The sequence below is a fragment of the Streptomyces minutiscleroticus genome, from assembly GCF_014650875.1.
In the GTDB taxonomy this organism is placed as follows: Bacteria; Actinomycetota; Actinomycetes; order Streptomycetales; family Streptomycetaceae; genus Streptomyces; species Streptomyces minutiscleroticus.
On sequence record NZ_BMVU01000033.1, the window covers coordinates 1 to 15,926 of the forward strand.

Here is a 15,926-nt window from a genome sequence, read left to right on the forward strand (position 1 = left end):
GGCGTGGCACCTGTCAGGTGCCACGCCACCGTCCGTCGCGGAGCCGTCAGTGGCCCACCGGCCGCCGGATCCTTGTCGTCCGTCGTTCCCGGTAGTTCCCGGCCGGGTCAGCCGAACTGCTGCTCCAGGTCCTTGAGCTTGCGCTCCAGGGAGTCGAGACGCGGCAGGGCCTGTGTGTCGTCCTCCGCGGTGAGGTCGACCGTCACCTGGTCACCGCCTTTGCGGACGGCTGCGAGGGAGGGCCGGGTGCGCGAGGGCAGTTCCGGCGCCGATATGGCAGGCTCCGCGGTGACCTGGGCGGACTGCGAGGAGGCCATCGCCTGCTGCACCTCCACCTGGTGGCCGCCGCGGCCCATCCAGCCGCGGCCCCGGCTGATCGCCCGCAGCCTCGCGCGCTCCAGCTTCTCCTGGTCCCGCCGGCGCTGGCGGGTCTCCTCCTTCTGGCGCTTGTCGTCGCGCACCTCCTCGACCGCCTCGTCGAGCGTGCGGACACCCTCAAGGAGCATGAGGGACCAGGCCTTGAACGTCTCCCGCGGGGCGCGCAGCCAGCGCACGATACGGATCTGCGGCAGCGGACGGGGCACCAGGCCCTGCTCGCGCAGCGCCGCACGGCGGGTCTGCTTCAGGGCGCGGTCGAACAGCACGGCCGCCGACAGCGACATGCCCGCGAAGAAGTGCGGAGCGCCCGCGTGGCCCGCGCCCCTGGGCGCGTGCACCCAGTTGAACCAGGCCGCGGCGCCCGCGAACGTCCACACGAGGATGCGGGAGCCGAGGGCCGCGTCACCGTGGCTGGCCTCACGCACGGCGAGCACGGAGCAGAACATGGCCGCGCCGTCCAGGCCGAACGGGACGAGGTACTCCCAGCCGCCGGACAGCCCGAGGTTCTGCTGGCCGAAGCCGACCAGGCCGTGGAACGACAGCGCCGCGGCGACCGCCGCGCAGCAGAACAGCAGCGCGTAGGAGGCCGTGCCGTAGATGGCCTCCTTGCGCCGGCGGCGCTCCTCGCTGCGCTCCCACGAGTCGTCCGTACCCGACTTCTCCCCGGTGCGCTTGCCACGCTTGAGCACCGCCACCGCCGCCAGCATGCCCAGGAGAAGTACGGCGCCCGGAAGCAGCCAGTTCAGCGATATGTCGGTCAATCTCATCTGGGGTCCCTTGCATTGGGATGGGGCGTAACGCCCGCCATAGTGGCCCAATCCCGTGGTTCCTCAGGGGGTTTCGGGGCAAGAAGCCGCCAAATGAAGCGCCAGGGCACACGGGCGGCGACATTGTCCTCGAACGGCTGCATGAGGGCCGGGAGTTGAGTGCGGTTTAGATTACCCGTACGAATGGTTCTACGGAAATCTCCTGCGGCAAGTGAGGAACTTGTGAACCAGCCGTAGTCCAGGACGGTCCCGAGACGGTCCTGGACAGCCGTTTTCCAGCACGGAACGGTCAGGGAGACGGTCGTCGAGAGCACCGTCGCGCAGCCGCGGAGAGACCCGCGGACGACGTCACGCCGACCGCGCGAAGGCGTGCCCGTGAGCGCCCGGACAAGACGTACGCGCCCCGGCCGTCCTCACCGGCCGGGGCGTCCTCGACCAGGCCGGTGAGAACGGCCGGTCCGTCGGGTCGGGTGGCGCGGTGTCCGCCGGGGCGCGATGTCCGCCGAAGACGTGGTGTCCGCGCGGCCGGAGCCGCGCGGGGCGTTCACTCCGCCGGCGCGGCCGCAGCGGTGGCCGTCAGCCGGGCGACGCGGTCCGCGTCGCAGGTGCGCGGGCAGGTGACGCAGGCGGCGTCGGGGCGCAGCGTGTAGAACATGCAGCAGCTCGCCCGGTCGCGGGTCGGCAGGCTCTCGCCGTTCGGGCCGGTCAGCGTGCGGAAGGCGGCGGAGCCGACGTACGGCCGCGTCGCGCCGGGCAGCAGCCGCTCCAGCTCCCCGGTGGCGCGCTGCTCCTCGCCGAGCAGGTGGGAGACGTACCAGAGCCCTTCGACGATCTCGTCCGTCGCCATGGCCCACAGGCCGCGGCCGCGCCGGCGCATCCGGGGGCCGAAACCGGCGAGGAGGGGTTCCATGTGCTCGGCGACCGCCGCGCGGACCTCGGCCCGCAGGGCCTCCTCGTCGGGGACGACGCGGGCGCCGGGCAGCGTCGCCGCCGGGTCGTCCGGCAGGCACGCGAACCCCTCGGCGCGGACCGCGAGACGGCCGGAGGCGCGGTGGAAGGAGACCTGCTCCACGGGGTAGCGGGGCACGCGGCGCAGCAGGAACCAGGGCGCGGTGATCAGCAGGCAGGCGGGCCAGGCGTACCGGTGCAGTCCGAAGGTGGCGACCACGTCCGGGCGGGCGCGCTGCCCGTAGTCCTCGATGACCTGCTCGTCGTCCCAGGCCAGATAGGCGTCCAGGGCGTCGCCGCCCTCCGCGAGGCGCGCGGCGGAGACCCAGCCGTCGCCCTGCGGCGCGGTCTCGCCGGGGCCGAGCTCCGTGACACTCAGCCCGGGGAACACCTCGGTCAGACGCGCGTAGGCGTCCATGAGGGCGGACCGGGGCGTCCAGGCGCCGACGCCGTTGGTCGGGCCCTTGGCCAGGGTGGGGACGGACATGCGGGAACCACCGATCTCGCGATCGCTTGCAGGTAAGCCTAACCTTACTGGATTTCGGCGAGGTTTGAACTGTCGTTCCGGGGGCCTATGGTGCTGAACTGACCACAGCGACGGTGAACCGTCACAATGACCTCAAGTGCCACCAAGCCCGGAGGAGGCCCCCGTGGAGCAGGCCGGCCCGCGCGACGCGCACCGCCCCGCCGCCGCTGCCCCGGCGGGCCGCGGCGCACCCCAGGCAGGGCGCGGCGCGGACGCCGCCGCCCGCCCGCGGCCGTTCCCCGCCGAGGCGGTGCCCCTGCCCGCGCAGCCGCGGGCGGCGGACCGGGAGCGCGGCACGGCCGACGACACGGCGGGCCCGGGCGGCTCCGCGCGCGCGGAGACGGCCCGCGGCGAGCACACCCACGGCGAACCGGCGCTGCCGAGACCCCGGGCGGCCGCCGCCCCGCAGGCGCCCGGCCGCCCGGTCGTCCAGCGCGCCTCCGTGCGCGCCCAGATCCTCGACGCCCTGCGCGCCGCCCTGGTCGCGGGCGAGCTGGAGCCCGGCGCGGTCTACTCCGCGCCCGCGCTCGGCGAGAGCTTCGGCGTCTCCGCGACGCCGGTGCGCGAGGCGATGCAGCAGCTCGCGCTCGAAGGCGCCGTGGAGGTCGTACCGAACCGGGGCTTCCGGATCGTCGAGCGCGACGCGCGCGAGCTGGCCGAGCTGACCGAGATCAGGGCGCTCGTGGAGGTGCCGGTGATCCTGCGCCTCGCCCGCACGGTGCCGGCGGCCCGCTGGGCGGAGCTGCGCCCGCTGGCCGAGGCGACGGTCCGCGCGGCGTCGGCGGGCGACCGCACGGGCTACGCCGAGTCCGACCGGGCCTTCCACCGCGCGGTGCTGACGCTCTCCGGCAACCGGCAGCTGGTGCGGATCGCGGACGACCTGCACCGCCGCACCCACTGGCTCCCGGCCGGGGTGAGCTTCGCCCGCAGCCGTACGGATCTGGTGGCCGACGCGGCCGAGCACGCCGCGCTGCTGGACGCGCTGATCGCGGAGAACCACACGGCGGTCCACTCCCTGCTGCGCGGACACTTCGGCACGGCCACCCCCTGAGGCCACACCCCTCGCCCCGGGCCCGGACTCCGACGCCGAGCCCCCGCCGCGCTCAACTCCGGACTTCTCGTCCCCGAGCCCCGGTCCGGGCTCCGATGCCGAGCCCTGAGCCCGGCCTTCGCTGCCGCGGACGGGCCCGGGCTTCTCGTCCCCGAGCCCCGGTCCGGGCTCCGATGCCGAGCCCTGAGCCCGGCCTTCGCTGCCGCGGACGGGCCCGGGCTTCTCGTCCCCGAGCCCCGGTCCGGGCTCCGGCGCCGAGCCCGAAGCCGGACTCCGGCGCCGCGCTCCGGGGCCGGGCTTCGGCGCCGCGCGCCGGCGGCGGGCCCGACGCCGGCCTCCGCGGCCGGCTTCGGGGCACGCGCGGCGGTGGTGCCACCGCCTCCGCGCCCGCCCCGTTCAGGCCGTGGCCGCCGGCGGTGGCGGGGCCAGTTGCGCCGCCAGCCAGGTGGGGACGCCGCCCAGCAGGCGGAACAGCCGGCGTGCCTCGGCGCGCAGCCGGGACGCCTCCGGCTCGCCCTCCGCCTCCGCGAGCGAGGCCAGCGCCGGCGCCGTACCGACGAGGTAGCCCAGCTCCTCGCGGATGCGCAGGGACTCGGCGAAGCCGTGCCGCGCCTCGGCCAGCTCGCCGTCCCGCAGGGCGAGGCCCGCGAGGTGGCGCCAGGTGAAGGAGAGCAGCAGCGGGTCGTCGTGCGCGGCGGCGCCCGCGTGGGCGCGGCGGTAGGCGGCGCGGGCCGCCTGCGGGGAGCGGGCGAGGTTCTCGGCGAGCAGGCCCCGGCGGAAGTCCAGCAGCGCCCGGCCCGGCGCGCCGGGCGCGATCAGCGCGGCCGCCCGGCCCAGCGCCGCCCGCGCCTCGTCGGCCCGGTCCCGCACGCCGTGCAGCGTCGCCGCGTACGCGAGCTGGCCGCGCTCGCACGCCGCGGCGCCCCGCTCGGTGTCGTCGTGGGCCAGCGCCTCGGCCGTGCGCAGGGCGTCCTCGGCCTCGGCCCAGCCCTGTTCGGTGTAGAGGCAGCGCTCGACGAGCAGCGCGGCCCGCTGCAGCGCGGCCCCGGCGTCGTGCTCGGCGCGCGGCTCGAGCAGCGCGGCGGCGTCGGCCCAGCAGGCGCGCGAGCGCAGCCGCCATACCGCGGTCTGGAGTGGATCGTCGCCGGGGGTCGTTCCTTTACCAGACATGGCGGTATGCGCCACGTTGCCCTCCCCTAGCACGCCATTGAGCAGTTGAGTGGTGGCCGCATCTCAGCACGAACCCAGGGGCCCGGCCAAGGGTCTGGGTGAAGGATTTCACAAAGTCATGGAGCGGGACGGCGCCCGGCACCGCCCCGCCCGCACCCCGGCCCCGGCTCGTGCGCGGGGCGGACCTCAGCTCATGCGCAGGGCGAGGAAGAAGTCGAGCTTGTCCTCGAGGCGGGACAGGTCGCGGCCCGTGAGCTGCTCGATGCGTCCCACCCGGTACCGCAACGTGTTGACGTGCAGGTGCAGCCGCGTCGCACAGCGGGTCCACGAGCCGTCGGAGTCGAGGAACGCCTCCAGGGTGGGGATCAGCTCGGCGCGGTGCCGGCGGTCGTAGTCCCGCAGCGGGTCCAGGAGCCGGGCGGTGAAGGCGCGCCGCACGTCGTCGGGGACGAACGGCAGCAGCAGGACGTGCGAGGCCAGCTCCTGGTGCCCGGCCGCGCACACCCGGCCCGGGCGCGCCGCCGCCACCCGGCGGGCGTGCCGGGCCTCCTCCAGCGCGCCGCGCAGCCCCTCCGCGGAGTGCACGGCCGCGCTGACGCCGAGCGTGAGCCGCCCGTCGTCGTCCAGGCCCGCCGAGAGGGGGGCGCGCACGGCCTCCAGCAGCGCGTCCGCGGCGAGCCCGCCCTCGGACCCGTCGTGCTCGGCCGACACCGAGGGCAGCGGGACGAGCGCGACCGCCTCGCCGCCCGTGTGGGCCACGGCGATCCGGTCGGAGGGCTCGGGGCCGGAGGACAGGGGGTCGACGAGGATCTCCTCCAGCAGCGACTGCGCCACCGGACCGCCCTCGACGTCGCCGTCCGCCCACTCGACACGTGCCACCACGACCTGCCAGTGCGGTGCCGCGCCGAGGCCCGGCAGCAGCACGGGCGCGGCGACCCGCAGCCTGGCCGCGATCTCGGCGGGCGCGGCGCCCGTCCGGACCAGCTCCAGGACCTCCTGGGCGAGCCGCCGGCGCACCGTGCGCGCCGCGTCCCGCCGGTCCCGCTCGACCGCGATCAGCTGGGTGACGCCCTGCAGCAGGTCCAGCCGTTCGGCCGGCCAGTCCCCGGCGTCCGCCTCGACCGCGAGGAGCCAGTCCGACAGCACCGTCTCGCGCACGTCGCGCGGCGTGGCCGGGGCGCGCCCGCCGCCGCGGACGGGGAAGAGCGAGTACGTCGTGCCGCCCACGACCACGCGGTACGGGCCGCGCCGCGCGCCGCGGACCGCCGCCAGGTGCTCGGCGGCCAGCCGGGCGCGGACGTCGGCGGGCAGCCGCGGCCCGCCGGAGCCCGGCCCGGCGACGAGCCGGCCGGCGGGGGAGAGCACCCAGGCGCGCAGGTCCAGGTCGGAGCCGAGCAGGTCGAGCACCACGTCCGGGCCGCCGCCGGCCGGGCCCGAGGTCATCATCCGGCGGTGCCGGTCCACCACGGCCGCCAGGTCGCCGGCGCGCTCGCCCGACACCTGCCGCACGACGTGCTCGGTGATGGTCGCGAAGGCCACCGACTCGTGCACGGCGAACAGCGGCATCCGGTGCCGGGCGCAGGCCAGGACCAGGTCGTCGGGGATGTCGCCCAGCTCGGCCTCGCCGGCCGCCAGCGCCGCGACCCCGGCGCCCGCGAGGATGCGGACGAAGGACTCGGAGTCCGCGGCGCCGCGCCGCCAGGCGAGCCCGGTCAGCACCAGCTCGCCGCCCGACAGGTAGCGGCTGGGGTCGCGCAGGTCGGTGGTCATCACCCCGCGCACGGCGCGGTCCAGTTCGTCTCCGCCGCCGAGCAGCCGCAGGCCCAGCGCGTCCGTCTCCAGCAGTGCGCGCAGCCGCATTCTCGTCGCCGCCGTTCCTTGTCTCGACATCCATGGTGCGCCCGGGGGGCCCGCCGGACGGGTTCCCGGGCTCCCCGGGGAGGAGACCGGCGGCCTCGTCCCGGGGCACAGTGGTCACGTACCTCCGGCGCCCCTGGACCGCAGGGTGGGGGCGCCCGCGGGTGCCCGGGCGGTACTCCTGTTTCCGGGGGAAAACGAAGAGGTTACTGATGACCCCCGTTCATACGAATCTACAAGATGACCGCCCTGGCCAGCCAACTCCTTCATGGTTTCGGTGACTGACCCGGCCGGACGACAGCCCTGTGTACTGGCCCCGATTCGCGTGAACAGCATCCGTGGGGCCGGTCCCGCCGCACCGGCCGGCCCGTACGGAACGGCCCACGACACGAGAAGAGAGCGGTCATGGACTTCCTTCGCCCCGCCAGCTGGGAGGAGGCGCTCGCCGCGAAGGCCGCGCACCCCGGCGCCGTGCCGATCGCGGGCGGCACCGACGTGATGGTCGAGATCAACTTCGACCACCGGCGGCCCGAGCACCTGCTGGACCTGAACCGCGTCGAGGAACTCGGCGAGTGGGAGGCGGACGGGGACACCGTCCGCCTGGGCGCCTCCGTCCCGTACACGCGGATCATGGAGCACCTGCGCGGTCCGCTGCCGGGCCTCGCCCTCGCCTCGCACACCGTCGCCTCCCCGCAGATCCGCAACCGCGGCGGCGTCGGCGGCAACCTCGGCACCGCCTCGCCCGCCGGCGACGCCCACCCGGCGCTGCTCGCCGCGGGCGCCGAGGTCGAGGTCGCCTCCGTACGCGGTACCCGGCGCATCCCGATCGACGACTTCTACACCGGGGTGAAGCGCAACGCGCTCGCCGCGGACGAGCTGATCCGCGCGGTGCACGTGAAGAGGGCCTCGGGACCGCAGCAGTTCGCCAAGGTCGGCACGCGCAACGCCATGGTCATCGCCGTCTGCGCCTTCGGCCTCGCCCTGCACCCGGACACGCGCACGGTCCGTACGGGCATCGGCTCGGCCGCGCCCACCCCGGTGCGCGCGAGGGCCGCCGAGGACTTCCTGAACGCGGCACTGGAGGAGGACCGCCTCTGGGACAGCGGGAGGGCCGTCCCGCCGTCGGTCGCCGAGGAGTTCGCGGCCCTGTGCTCGGCCGCCTGCAATCCGATCGACGACGTACGGGGCACGGCCGGCTACCGCCGCCACGCGGTCGGCGTCCTGGCCCGCCGCACCCTGACCTGGACCTGGGAGGCGTACCGGGGCACCGGCCGCGCCGCGGACGAGAGGGGAGGCGCCGCCTGATGCGCGTCAGTTTCACGGTCAACGGCCGGCCGCAGGAGGCCGACGACGTCTGGGAGGGCGAGAGCCTCCTGTACGTGCTGCGCGAGCGGCTGGGCCTGCCCGGCTCCAAGAACGCCTGCGAGCAGGGCGAGTGCGGCTCGTGCACCGTCCGGCTCGACGGGGTGCCCGTCTGCTCCTGCCTGGTCGCGGCCGGACAGGCCGAGGGCCGCGAGGTGGTGACGGTCGAGGGCCTCGCGGACCTCGCCGAGCGGCGGGCCCGGCGGTGCGCCGGGGGCGACGGGTCCGGGTCCTGCGCCTCCGGCGCCTGCGGCACCTCCGGCGCCCCCCTGGACGAGGCGCCGGGGGTCCCCGCGGGCGACGCCTGGAGCAGGGCGGCCCGGCCGCAGGACTCGCAGGCCGGCGGGGGCGGCGGGCTCGCGCCGATCCAGCAGGCGTTCATCGACGCGGGCGCCGTCCAGTGCGGCTTCTGCACGCCCGGGCTGCTGGTCGCCGCCGACGAGATGCTGGAGCGCAACCCCGACCCGTCCGACGCGGACATCCGCGAGGCGCTCTCCGGCAACCTGTGCCGCTGCACCGGCTACGAGAAGATCATGGACGCGGTCCGCCTCGCGGCCGCCCGCCAGGCAGAGGAGGCGGCACGATGACGACCGGGACCGGAGCCGGGACGAGCAGGACCGGGACGGCCACGACCGGGGCGGCCGGGGCGAGCGGACCGGGCGGGGCCGCCGGGACGGCGAGGACGACCGGGACCGCCGGCACCCCCGCCGGCCTCACCCAGCACTCCGGCACCAGGGGCGGCATCGGCGAGTCCACGCTGCGCCCCGACGGCACGCTCAAGGTCACGGGCGAGTTCGCGTACTCCTCCGACATGTGGCACGAGGACATGCTGTGGGGCCACATCCTGCGCTCCACCACCGCCCACGCGGAGATCGTCTCCATCGACACCTCCGCCGCGCTCGCCCAGCCCGGCGTGTACGCGGTGATGACCTACGACGACCTGCCGACGGACGTGCGTCACTACGGCCTGGAGATCCAGGACACGCCCGTCCTCGCGCACGGCCGGGTCCGCCACCACGGCGAGCCCGTCGCGATCGTGGCCGCCGACCACCCGGAGACCGCGCGCCGCGCCGCCGCGAAGATCGTGGTCGAGTACCGGGAGCTGCCCGTCGTCACCGACGAGGCGTCCGCGACCGCGCCCGGCGCGCCCCTGATCCACGAGAACCGCACGGACCTCCCCCAAGGGCCTCCGACAGGCTCCGGTCCAGGGGGGACCCCCGTCACCGGCCACGTCCCGCACCCCAACATCGTGCACCGCCAGCCGATCGTGCGCGGGAACGCGGAGGAGGCCGCGAGGAGGGCCGACTTCGTCGTGCGCGGCGAGTACACCTTCGGCATGCAGGACCAGGCCTTCCTCGGGCCGGAGTCGGGGCTCGCGGTCCCCGGCGAGGACGGCGGCGTCGACCTGTACGTCGCCACCCAGTGGCTCCACTCCGACCTGCGGCAGATCGCGCCCGTCCTCGGACTGCCCGAGGACAAGGTGCGGATGACGCTGTCGGGCGTCGGCGGCGCGTTCGGCGGCCGTGAGGACCTGTCGATGCAGATCCACGCCTGCCTGCTGGCGCTGCGCACCGGCAAGCCCGTCAAGATCGTCTACAACCGGTTCGAGTCCTTCTTCGGGCACGTCCACCGCCACCCGGCCAAGCTGACGTACGAGCACGGGGCGACCAGGGACGGCAAGCTCACCCACGTGAGGGCCCGGATCGTGCTCGACGGCGGCGCGTACGCCTCGGCCTCGCCCGCGGTCGTGGGCAACGCCTCCAGCCTGGGCGTCGGCCCGTACGTCGTCGACGACGTCGACATCGAGGCGGTCGCGCTCTACACCAACAACCCGCCCTGCGGCGCCATGCGCGGCTTCGGCGCGGTCCAGGCGTGCTTCGCGTACGAGGCGCAGATGGACAAGCTGGCCGCGGCGGTCGGCATGGACCCGGTGGAGTTCCGGCGGCTGAACGCCATGAAGCAGGGCTCCGTCATGCCCACCGGGCAGGTCGTCGACTCGCCCGCGCCCGTCGCCGAACTGCTGCGCCGGGTCAAGGCGATGCCGCTGCCGCCCGAGCGCCAGTGGGAGAGCAGCGAGGGCGCCGACGTGCGCCAGCTGCCCGGCGGCCTGTCCAACACCACGCACGGCGAGGGCGTCGTGCGCGGCGTCGGCTACGCGGTCGGCATCAAGAACGTCGGCTTCTCCGAGGGCTTCGACGACTACTCCACGGCCAGGGTGCGCATGGAGGTCGTCGGAGGCGAGGCGGTGGCGACCGTGCACACCGCGATGGCCGAGGTCGGCCAGGGCGGCGTCACCGTCCACGCCCAGATCGCCCGCACCGAGCTGGGCGTCTCCCGGGTGACGATCGACCCGGCGGACACCCGGGTGGGCAGCGCCGGCTCGACCTCCGCCTCCCGCCAGACCTACGTCACCGGCGGCGCGATCAAGAACTCCTGCGAGCTGGTCCGCGAGAAGGTCCTGGAGCTGGGACGGCGCCGTTTCGGCACGTACCACCCGGCCTGGGCGACGGCCGAGCTCCTCCTGGAGGACGGCAAGGTCGTCACCGACGGCGGCGAGGTCCTGGCCGACCTCGTGGACGTGCTGGGCGAGGAGGCGGTCGAGGTCGAGGCCGAGTGGCGGCACCGCCCGACCCGGCCCTTCGACCCGCGCACCGGTCAGGGCGACGGCCACGTGCAGTACTCGTTCGCCGCCCACCGCGCCGTCGTCGAGGTCGACACCGAACTGGGCCTGGTCAAGGTGGTCGAGCTGGCCTGCGCCCAGGACGTCGGCAAGGCGCTCAACCCGCTCTCCGTCGTCGGCCAGATCCAGGGCGGCACCGTCCAGGGCCTGGGCATGGCCGTCATGGAGGAGATCCTCGTCGACCCGGCGACCGCCAAGGTCAGGAACCCGTCCTTCACGGACTACCTGATCCCCACCATCCTCGACACGCCGACCCTCCCCGTCGACGTGCTCGAACTCGCCGACGACCACGCGCCGTACGGGCTGCGCGGCGTCGGCGAGGCTCCCACCCTGTCGTCCACCCCGGCCGTCCTCGCGGCGATCCGGAACGCGACGGGGCTCCAGCTGGACCGGACGCCGGTACGCCCGGAGCACCTCACGGGCACGGCGTAGGCCCGTCGGGGCGGCCGCCCGGCCGGGCGGCCGCCCCGACGCGGCACACCGCGCAAGCACCACGTTCGCCTCGGGCCGTCCCCCGGGTCGTGCGACCTTTCCCGATCCCGCGTCCGCCGCCGAGGCGTCCGCCGCGGGTGCCCCTTTGAACCTTGGGAGCAGGCCACCATGACCCAGCAGTCGGTGAAGCCCGGCACCACCGCCGACGACGCGGGCGCGGGAACCCGCGTCCCGGCCGGACGGTCCCGGCTCGACCGGTACTTCCACATATCCCGGCGGGGTTCGACCCTCGCGCGCGAGGTGCGCGGCGGCGTCACCACCTTCATGGCGATGGCGTACATCCTGCTGCTCAACCCCCTGATCCTGTCCGGGAAGGACGTGGCGGGGGACACGCTCGGGCAGCGGGCCCTGATCACGGCCACCGCGTTCGCGGCGGCCCTCACCACCCTCCTCATGGGTGTCGTCGGGCGGGTACCGCTCGCCCTCGCCGCCGGGCTCTCCGTCTCCGGGGTGCTCTCCTCGCAGGTCGTCCCGCAGATGACCTGGCCGCAGGCGATGGGCATGTGCGTGCTCTATGGCGTCGTGATCATGCTGCTCGTCGTCACCGGCCTGCGCGAGATGATCATGAACGCCATCCCGGCGGCGCTCAAACACGCGATCACCATGGGCATCGGCCTGTTCGTCGCGCTCATCGGCTTCTACAAGGCCGGCTTCGTCCACCAGGGGGAGTCCACGCCGGTCAGCCTCGGCCCGGCCGGCGAACTCGCCGGCTGGCCGGTGCTGCTCTTCGCCGTCACCCTGCTGCTGATCCTCATGCTCCAGGCGCGCGGCGTACCCGGCGCGATCCTCCTCGGCATCGTCACCGGCACCGCCGCCGCGGTGACCCTGAACGCGCTGGGCGTCGTCGACCCGCGGCAGTGGGCGAACGGCGCCCCCGCCCTGCACGGCTCCGCCGTCTCGATGCCGGACTTCTCGCTCCTCGGGCAGGTCGAATTCGGCGGCTGGGGGCAGGCCGGCGCGATGACCGTCGGCATGATCGTCTTCACGCTGGTGCTCGCCGGGTTCTTCGACGCGATGGCCACCGTCATCGGCGTCGGCACCGAGGCCGGGCTCGCCGACGGGCGCGGCCGGATGCCCGGGCTGTCCAGGGCCCTGTTCGTGGACGGCGCGGGCGGCGCGATCGGCGGGGTGGCGGGCGCCTCCGGGCAGACCGTCTTCGTCGAGTCCGCCACCGGCGTCGGCGAGGGCGCCCGCACCGGCCTGTCCTCGGTCGTCACCGGACTCCTCTTCGCGGCCTGCCTGTTCTTCACCCCGCTCACCGCGATCGTCCCCGGCGAGGTCGCCGCCGCCGCGCTCGTCGTCATCGGCGCCATGATGATGTCCCAGGCCCGGCACGTGGACTGGGCCGACCGCGCCACCGCGGTCCCGGTCTTCCTGACCGTCGTGATCATGCCGTTCACGTACTCCATCACCGCCGGCGTCGCGGCGGGAGTGATCAGCCACGTCGCCGTCAGGACTGCCCAGGGGCGGTTCAGGGAACCCGGACCGCTCATGTGGAGCCTGGCGGCCGTCTTCCTCGTCTACTTCGCACTGCACCCGATCGAGGGCTGGCTCGGCGTCCACTGACGTCCGTACGCCCGCCCCTCACACGACTGGGAGACCGAACAGATGCTGGACATCGCCGCAGAACTGCACCGGTGGGCCGGGCAGGGACGCGACTTCGCCGTGGCCACCGTGGTGGCCGTCGGCGGCAGCGCGCCCCGCACGCCGGGCGCCGCCCTCGCGGTGGACGCCGACGGCACGGCGGTCGGCTCGGTCTCCGGCGGCTGCGTGGAGGGCGCGGTCTACGACCTGTGCCGGCAGGCGCTCGCGGACGGCGTCCCCGTCCGCGAGCGCTTCGGCTACAGCGACGACGACGCCTTCGCGGTCGGTCTGACCTGCGGCGGCGTCATCGAGGTCCTGGTCGTGCCGGTCCGGGCCGCCGATCCGGTCCGGGCCGTGTACGCCGCCGCCCTCGCGGCCGCCGCGGACGGCTCTGCGGCGGCCCTCGCCCGCGTCGTCTCCGGCCCCCGGGACCTGCTGGGCCGCGCCCTGCTCGTCCGCCCCGACGGCTCCTGCGAGGGGAGTCTGGGCGGTCCGCCGGAGCTGGACGGCACCGCGGCGGCCGAGGCCCGGGCCCTGCTCGACGCGGGCCGCACGGACCTCGTCGGCGTCGGCGCGGACGGCGCCCGCTGCGGCGCGCCGCTCGACCTGCTCGTCGAGTCCGCCCTCCCCGCCCCGCGCATGATCGTCTTCGGGGCGGTCGACTTCGCGTCGGCGCTGGTCCGGGCCGGGAAGTTCCTCGGGTACCACGTGACCGTCTGCGACGCGCGGCCCGTGTTCGCCACCCGCGCCCGCTTCCCCGAGGCGGACGAGATCGTCGTCGACTGGCCGCACCGCTACCTGGAGTCCACGCGGGTGGACGGCCGCACGGTGCTGTGCGTCCTGACCCACGACCCCAAGTTCGACGTGCCGCTGCTGCGCCTGGCGCTGCGCCTGCCGGTCGCGTACGTGGGGGCCATGGGGTCGCGCCGCACCCACCTCGACCGCCTCGGCCGGCTGCGCGAGGAGGGCCTCGGCGAGCCGGAACTGGCCCGGCTGCGCTCGCCCATCGGCCTCGACCTGGGCGCCCGCACCCCCGAGGAGACGGCCCTGTCGATCGCGGCGGAGATCGTCGCCGTCCGGCGCGGCGGCAGCGGCGTCCCGCTCACCGGCGCGCACACGCCCATCCACCACGACGCCGCGCCCGGGGCGTCCCGCCGGGTGGGCTCGGCGCTCTGAGGCCGCGGGCGCCGGGGCGGCCCGGGGCGCCCGGTGCGGGGCGCCGGGCAGCGGGGGCCGGGATCGGCGGACCAGCGGGACTCAGGAGCGATCCGAGGGCGCCCGCAGCAGCCGCTTCAGCACCTGCCCGAACATCACCCCCGCCCCGGCCCGCAGCAGCGGGTCGAGGGCGCGGGGGAGCGGCCGGACCGCCGCGTCCTCGCGCCACACCACGTGCGCGCCCCCGCGCGTCGGCCCGACCTCGATCTCCGCCCACCCCGTGACGAACGAACCCCGCTTGACGAGCCGGCAGAACCCGGCCTCCGCGCCGTTCGGCGGCCGCCACACGACGACCTCCATCGGGTCGTCGAAGCCCAGCGGCCCCGCCCCCGTCCGGGCCACGAACACCGTGCCCTCGCCGGTCGGCGCCGGCGTGGTGACGGTGACGCGCGTGAACGGCACGAGATCGCCGTGCCGCGGCCAGTCCGTGACGCGCCGCCATGCCTCGGCGACGGTCAGCGGGGCGTCCTGCTCGACAACGAAGAGAGCCACGGGCCGATCGTACGGGCGGGCCGGCGGCGGACCGGGGACCCACACCGGCGCCGCCCGGCCGACCGGGGCGCGGGGGCGGATGAGACGGCCGGTGGGAGCGGCACGTATACGACGGCGTACGGTCCCGGCCCCGACGTCAGGAGTCCCTGTGCTGCCGACCAAGACCACCGCCCCCCACGTGCTGGATCCCGAGGGCGGCGCCCTCCACGCCGAGGCGACGTACCTGCGGTCCCGCGGGGCCGTGGTCCTCGTCGAACTGCCGGGCGGCGTCCGGGCCTGGGCCCCCACCGAGTACGCGGTGCTGCGCGGCCTCCTCGCCGACGCCCGGGTGTCCAAGGACCCGGACCGGCACTGGCCCGCCTGGGCCTCGGGCGCCTACCGGGACACCTGGGCCGACGCCTGGGTCGGCGGCTCGACCCTGGCCACGGCGTACGGCGCCGACCACCGCAGACTGCGCGGACTGATCGAGCCGGCGTTCTCCCGGGACCGCGTCGAGGCGCTGCGGCCGCGCGTCGAGGAACGGGTCGCGGACCTGCTCGACCGGCTGGCCGCGACGCCCGGCGGCCGGGCCGACCTGCGCCCCGGTTACACCCACCCGCTGTCCCTGCACGTGCTCTGCGACCTGCTCGGACTGTCCGAGGAGCGGCGCGACGGCCTCGTCCGGCTCGCCGAGGCGCGCATGGACACCGCCCCGACGCCCGTCCGGGCCGCCGCCCACGGGCGCGAGGTCCACAAGGCGCTCGCCGGGCTCGTCGCGGAGAAGCTCGCGCGCCCCGGCGACGACCTGACCAGCGCGCTGCTCGCCGCCCGCGACGCGGACGGCTCGCGGCTCACCGGCACCGAACTCACCGGCACGCTGCTGCTGGTGCTCGGCGCGGGCCACGACACCACGGCCCATCTGATCGGCAACGCCGTGCACGCCCTGCTCGGCCACCCCGGCCAGCTCGCCCGCGTCCTCGACGGGACCGTCGGCTGGGGCGAGGCCGTCGAGGAGACCCTGCGCTGGGCCCCGCCGCTGGCCAACATGCCGCTGCGGTACGCCGTCGAGGACATCGCCCTGCCCGACGGCACCGTGATACCGCGGGGCGACGCGATCCTGGCGACGTACGCGGCGGCCGGGCGCGACCCGCTCCGGCACGGCGGCGGCGCGGCCCGCTTCGACCTGACACGCGCCGACAAGGAGCACCTCGCCTTCGGCCACGGGGTGCACCGCTGCCTCGGCGCGCCCCTGGCCCGGCTCCAGGCGTCCGTCGCCCTGCCCGCCCTCTTCGCCCGCTTCCCGGGCCTGCGCCTCGACGCGGCGGCGCCCCTGCCCCGGCAGGTGCGGTCGTTCGTCGCCCACGGGTTCCGCAACCTGCCGGTGGTGCTGGGGTGACCGGACGCCGGACGGGGCGCCGCGTCCGT

12 protein-coding genes are annotated in these 15,926 nt (G+C 75.7%); 7 read left to right on the forward strand and 5 right to left on the reverse strand.

Features of this window, described 5'->3' with window-relative positions:
- Positions 1–107 precede the first annotated feature (107 nt).
- Both IE271_RS26740 and IE271_RS26745 read right to left on the reverse strand, forming a co-directional pair.
- Positions 108–1,145, reverse strand: a complete 1,038-nt coding sequence (locus tag IE271_RS26740; RefSeq protein WP_190192997.1) for a DUF2637 domain-containing protein — start codon at positions 1,143–1,145, stop codon at positions 108–110.
- Positions 1,146–1,689: 544 nt separating this feature from the next.
- A complete protein-coding gene (locus tag IE271_RS26745) occupies positions 1,690–2,580 on the reverse strand; it encodes a (2Fe-2S)-binding protein (RefSeq protein ID WP_190192998.1) in 891 nt (296 codons plus the stop codon).
- Positions 2,581–2,743: 163 nt separating this feature from the next.
- On the opposite strand from IE271_RS26745, the gene IE271_RS26750 reads away from it, so the two are divergent.
- Positions 2,744–3,670 (forward strand): GntR family transcriptional regulator, encoded by a 927-nt coding sequence (locus tag IE271_RS26750; RefSeq protein ID WP_190192999.1) that lies wholly within the window; start codon positions 2,744–2,746, stop codon positions 3,668–3,670.
- A 396-nt stretch (positions 3,671–4,066) separates the two neighbouring features.
- Here the strand turns inward: IE271_RS26750 and IE271_RS26755 are convergent, their stop codons facing one another.
- The gene (locus tag IE271_RS26755) at positions 4,067–4,855 is read right to left on the reverse strand and encodes a hypothetical protein (RefSeq protein ID WP_190193000.1); all 789 of its coding nucleotides are present in this window, start codon (positions 4,853–4,855) and stop codon (positions 4,067–4,069) included.
- Between the two features lie 171 nt (positions 4,856–5,026).
- Positions 5,027–6,700 (reverse strand): helix-turn-helix domain-containing protein, encoded by a 1,674-nt coding sequence (locus tag IE271_RS26760; RefSeq protein ID WP_190193001.1) that lies wholly within the window; start codon positions 6,698–6,700, stop codon positions 5,027–5,029.
- A gap of 402 nt (positions 6,701–7,102) precedes the next feature.
- Here IE271_RS26760 and IE271_RS26765 point away from each other — a divergent pair, with 402 nt between their 5' ends.
- From IE271_RS26765 to IE271_RS26785, 5 genes are all read left to right on the forward strand, one after another.
- On the forward strand, positions 7,103–8,002 hold the full coding sequence (locus IE271_RS26765) for an FAD binding domain-containing protein (protein ID WP_190193002.1): 900 nt from the start codon (positions 7,103–7,105) through the stop codon (positions 8,000–8,002).
- The gene (locus IE271_RS26770) at positions 8,002–8,646 is read left to right on the forward strand and encodes a (2Fe-2S)-binding protein (protein ID WP_190193003.1); all 645 of its coding nucleotides are present in this window, start codon (positions 8,002–8,004) and stop codon (positions 8,644–8,646) included. Before IE271_RS26765 ends, IE271_RS26770 begins: the two co-directional genes overlap by 1 nt.
- Positions 8,643–11,171 (forward strand): xanthine dehydrogenase family protein molybdopterin-binding subunit, encoded by a 2,529-nt coding sequence (locus IE271_RS26775; RefSeq protein ID WP_229919578.1) that lies wholly within the window; start codon positions 8,643–8,645, stop codon positions 11,169–11,171. The genes IE271_RS26770 and IE271_RS26775 overlap by 4 nt, the downstream gene beginning before the upstream one ends.
- Positions 11,172–11,339: 168 nt before the next feature.
- The gene (locus IE271_RS26780; protein WP_190193004.1) at positions 11,340–12,797 is read left to right on the forward strand and encodes an NCS2 family permease; all 1,458 of its coding nucleotides are present in this window, start codon (positions 11,340–11,342) and stop codon (positions 12,795–12,797) included.
- 42 nt (positions 12,798–12,839) lie between these two features.
- Complete coding sequence (locus IE271_RS26785) at positions 12,840–13,991, forward strand: XdhC family protein (protein WP_190193005.1); 1,152 nt, start codon at positions 12,840–12,842, stop codon at positions 13,989–13,991.
- 81 nt (positions 13,992–14,072) lie between these two features.
- Here IE271_RS26785 and IE271_RS26790 read toward each other — a convergent pair whose 3' ends face one another.
- Positions 14,073–14,522: an SRPBCC family protein gene (locus IE271_RS26790; RefSeq protein ID WP_190193006.1), complete on the reverse strand. Its 450-nt coding sequence runs from the start codon at positions 14,520–14,522 to the stop codon at positions 14,073–14,075.
- 148 nt (positions 14,523–14,670) lie between these two features.
- Between IE271_RS26790 and IE271_RS26795 the strand changes: the two genes are divergently transcribed.
- On the forward strand, positions 14,671–15,897 hold the full coding sequence (locus tag IE271_RS26795; protein WP_229919579.1) for a cytochrome P450 family protein: 1,227 nt from the start codon (positions 14,671–14,673) through the stop codon (positions 15,895–15,897).
- Positions 15,898–15,926: the final 29 nt, after the last annotated feature.

Coding starts and splice junctions, on each gene's coding strand:
- IE271_RS26740 (WP_190192997.1), bottom strand. CDS start 1,145: ATGAGATTGACCGACATATCGCTGAACTGGCTGCTTCCGGGCGCCGTA.
- IE271_RS26745 (WP_190192998.1), bottom strand. CDS start 2,580: ATGTCCGTCCCCACCCTGGCCAAGGGCCCGACCAACGGCGTCGGCGCC.
- IE271_RS26760 (WP_190193001.1), bottom strand. CDS start 6,700: ATGCGGCTGCGCGCACTGCTGGAGACGGACGCGCTGGGCCTGCGGCTG.
- IE271_RS26765 (WP_190193002.1), top strand. CDS start 7,103: ATGGACTTCCTTCGCCCCGCCAGCTGGGAGGAGGCGCTCGCCGCGAAG.
- IE271_RS26770 (WP_190193003.1), top strand. CDS start 8,002: ATGCGCGTCAGTTTCACGGTCAACGGCCGGCCGCAGGAGGCCGACGAC.
- IE271_RS26775 (WP_229919578.1), top strand. CDS start 8,643: ATGACGACCGGGACCGGAGCCGGGACGAGCAGGACCGGGACGGCCACG.
- IE271_RS26780 (WP_190193004.1), top strand. CDS start 11,340: ATGACCCAGCAGTCGGTGAAGCCCGGCACCACCGCCGACGACGCGGGC.
- IE271_RS26785 (WP_190193005.1), top strand. CDS start 12,840: ATGCTGGACATCGCCGCAGAACTGCACCGGTGGGCCGGGCAGGGACGC.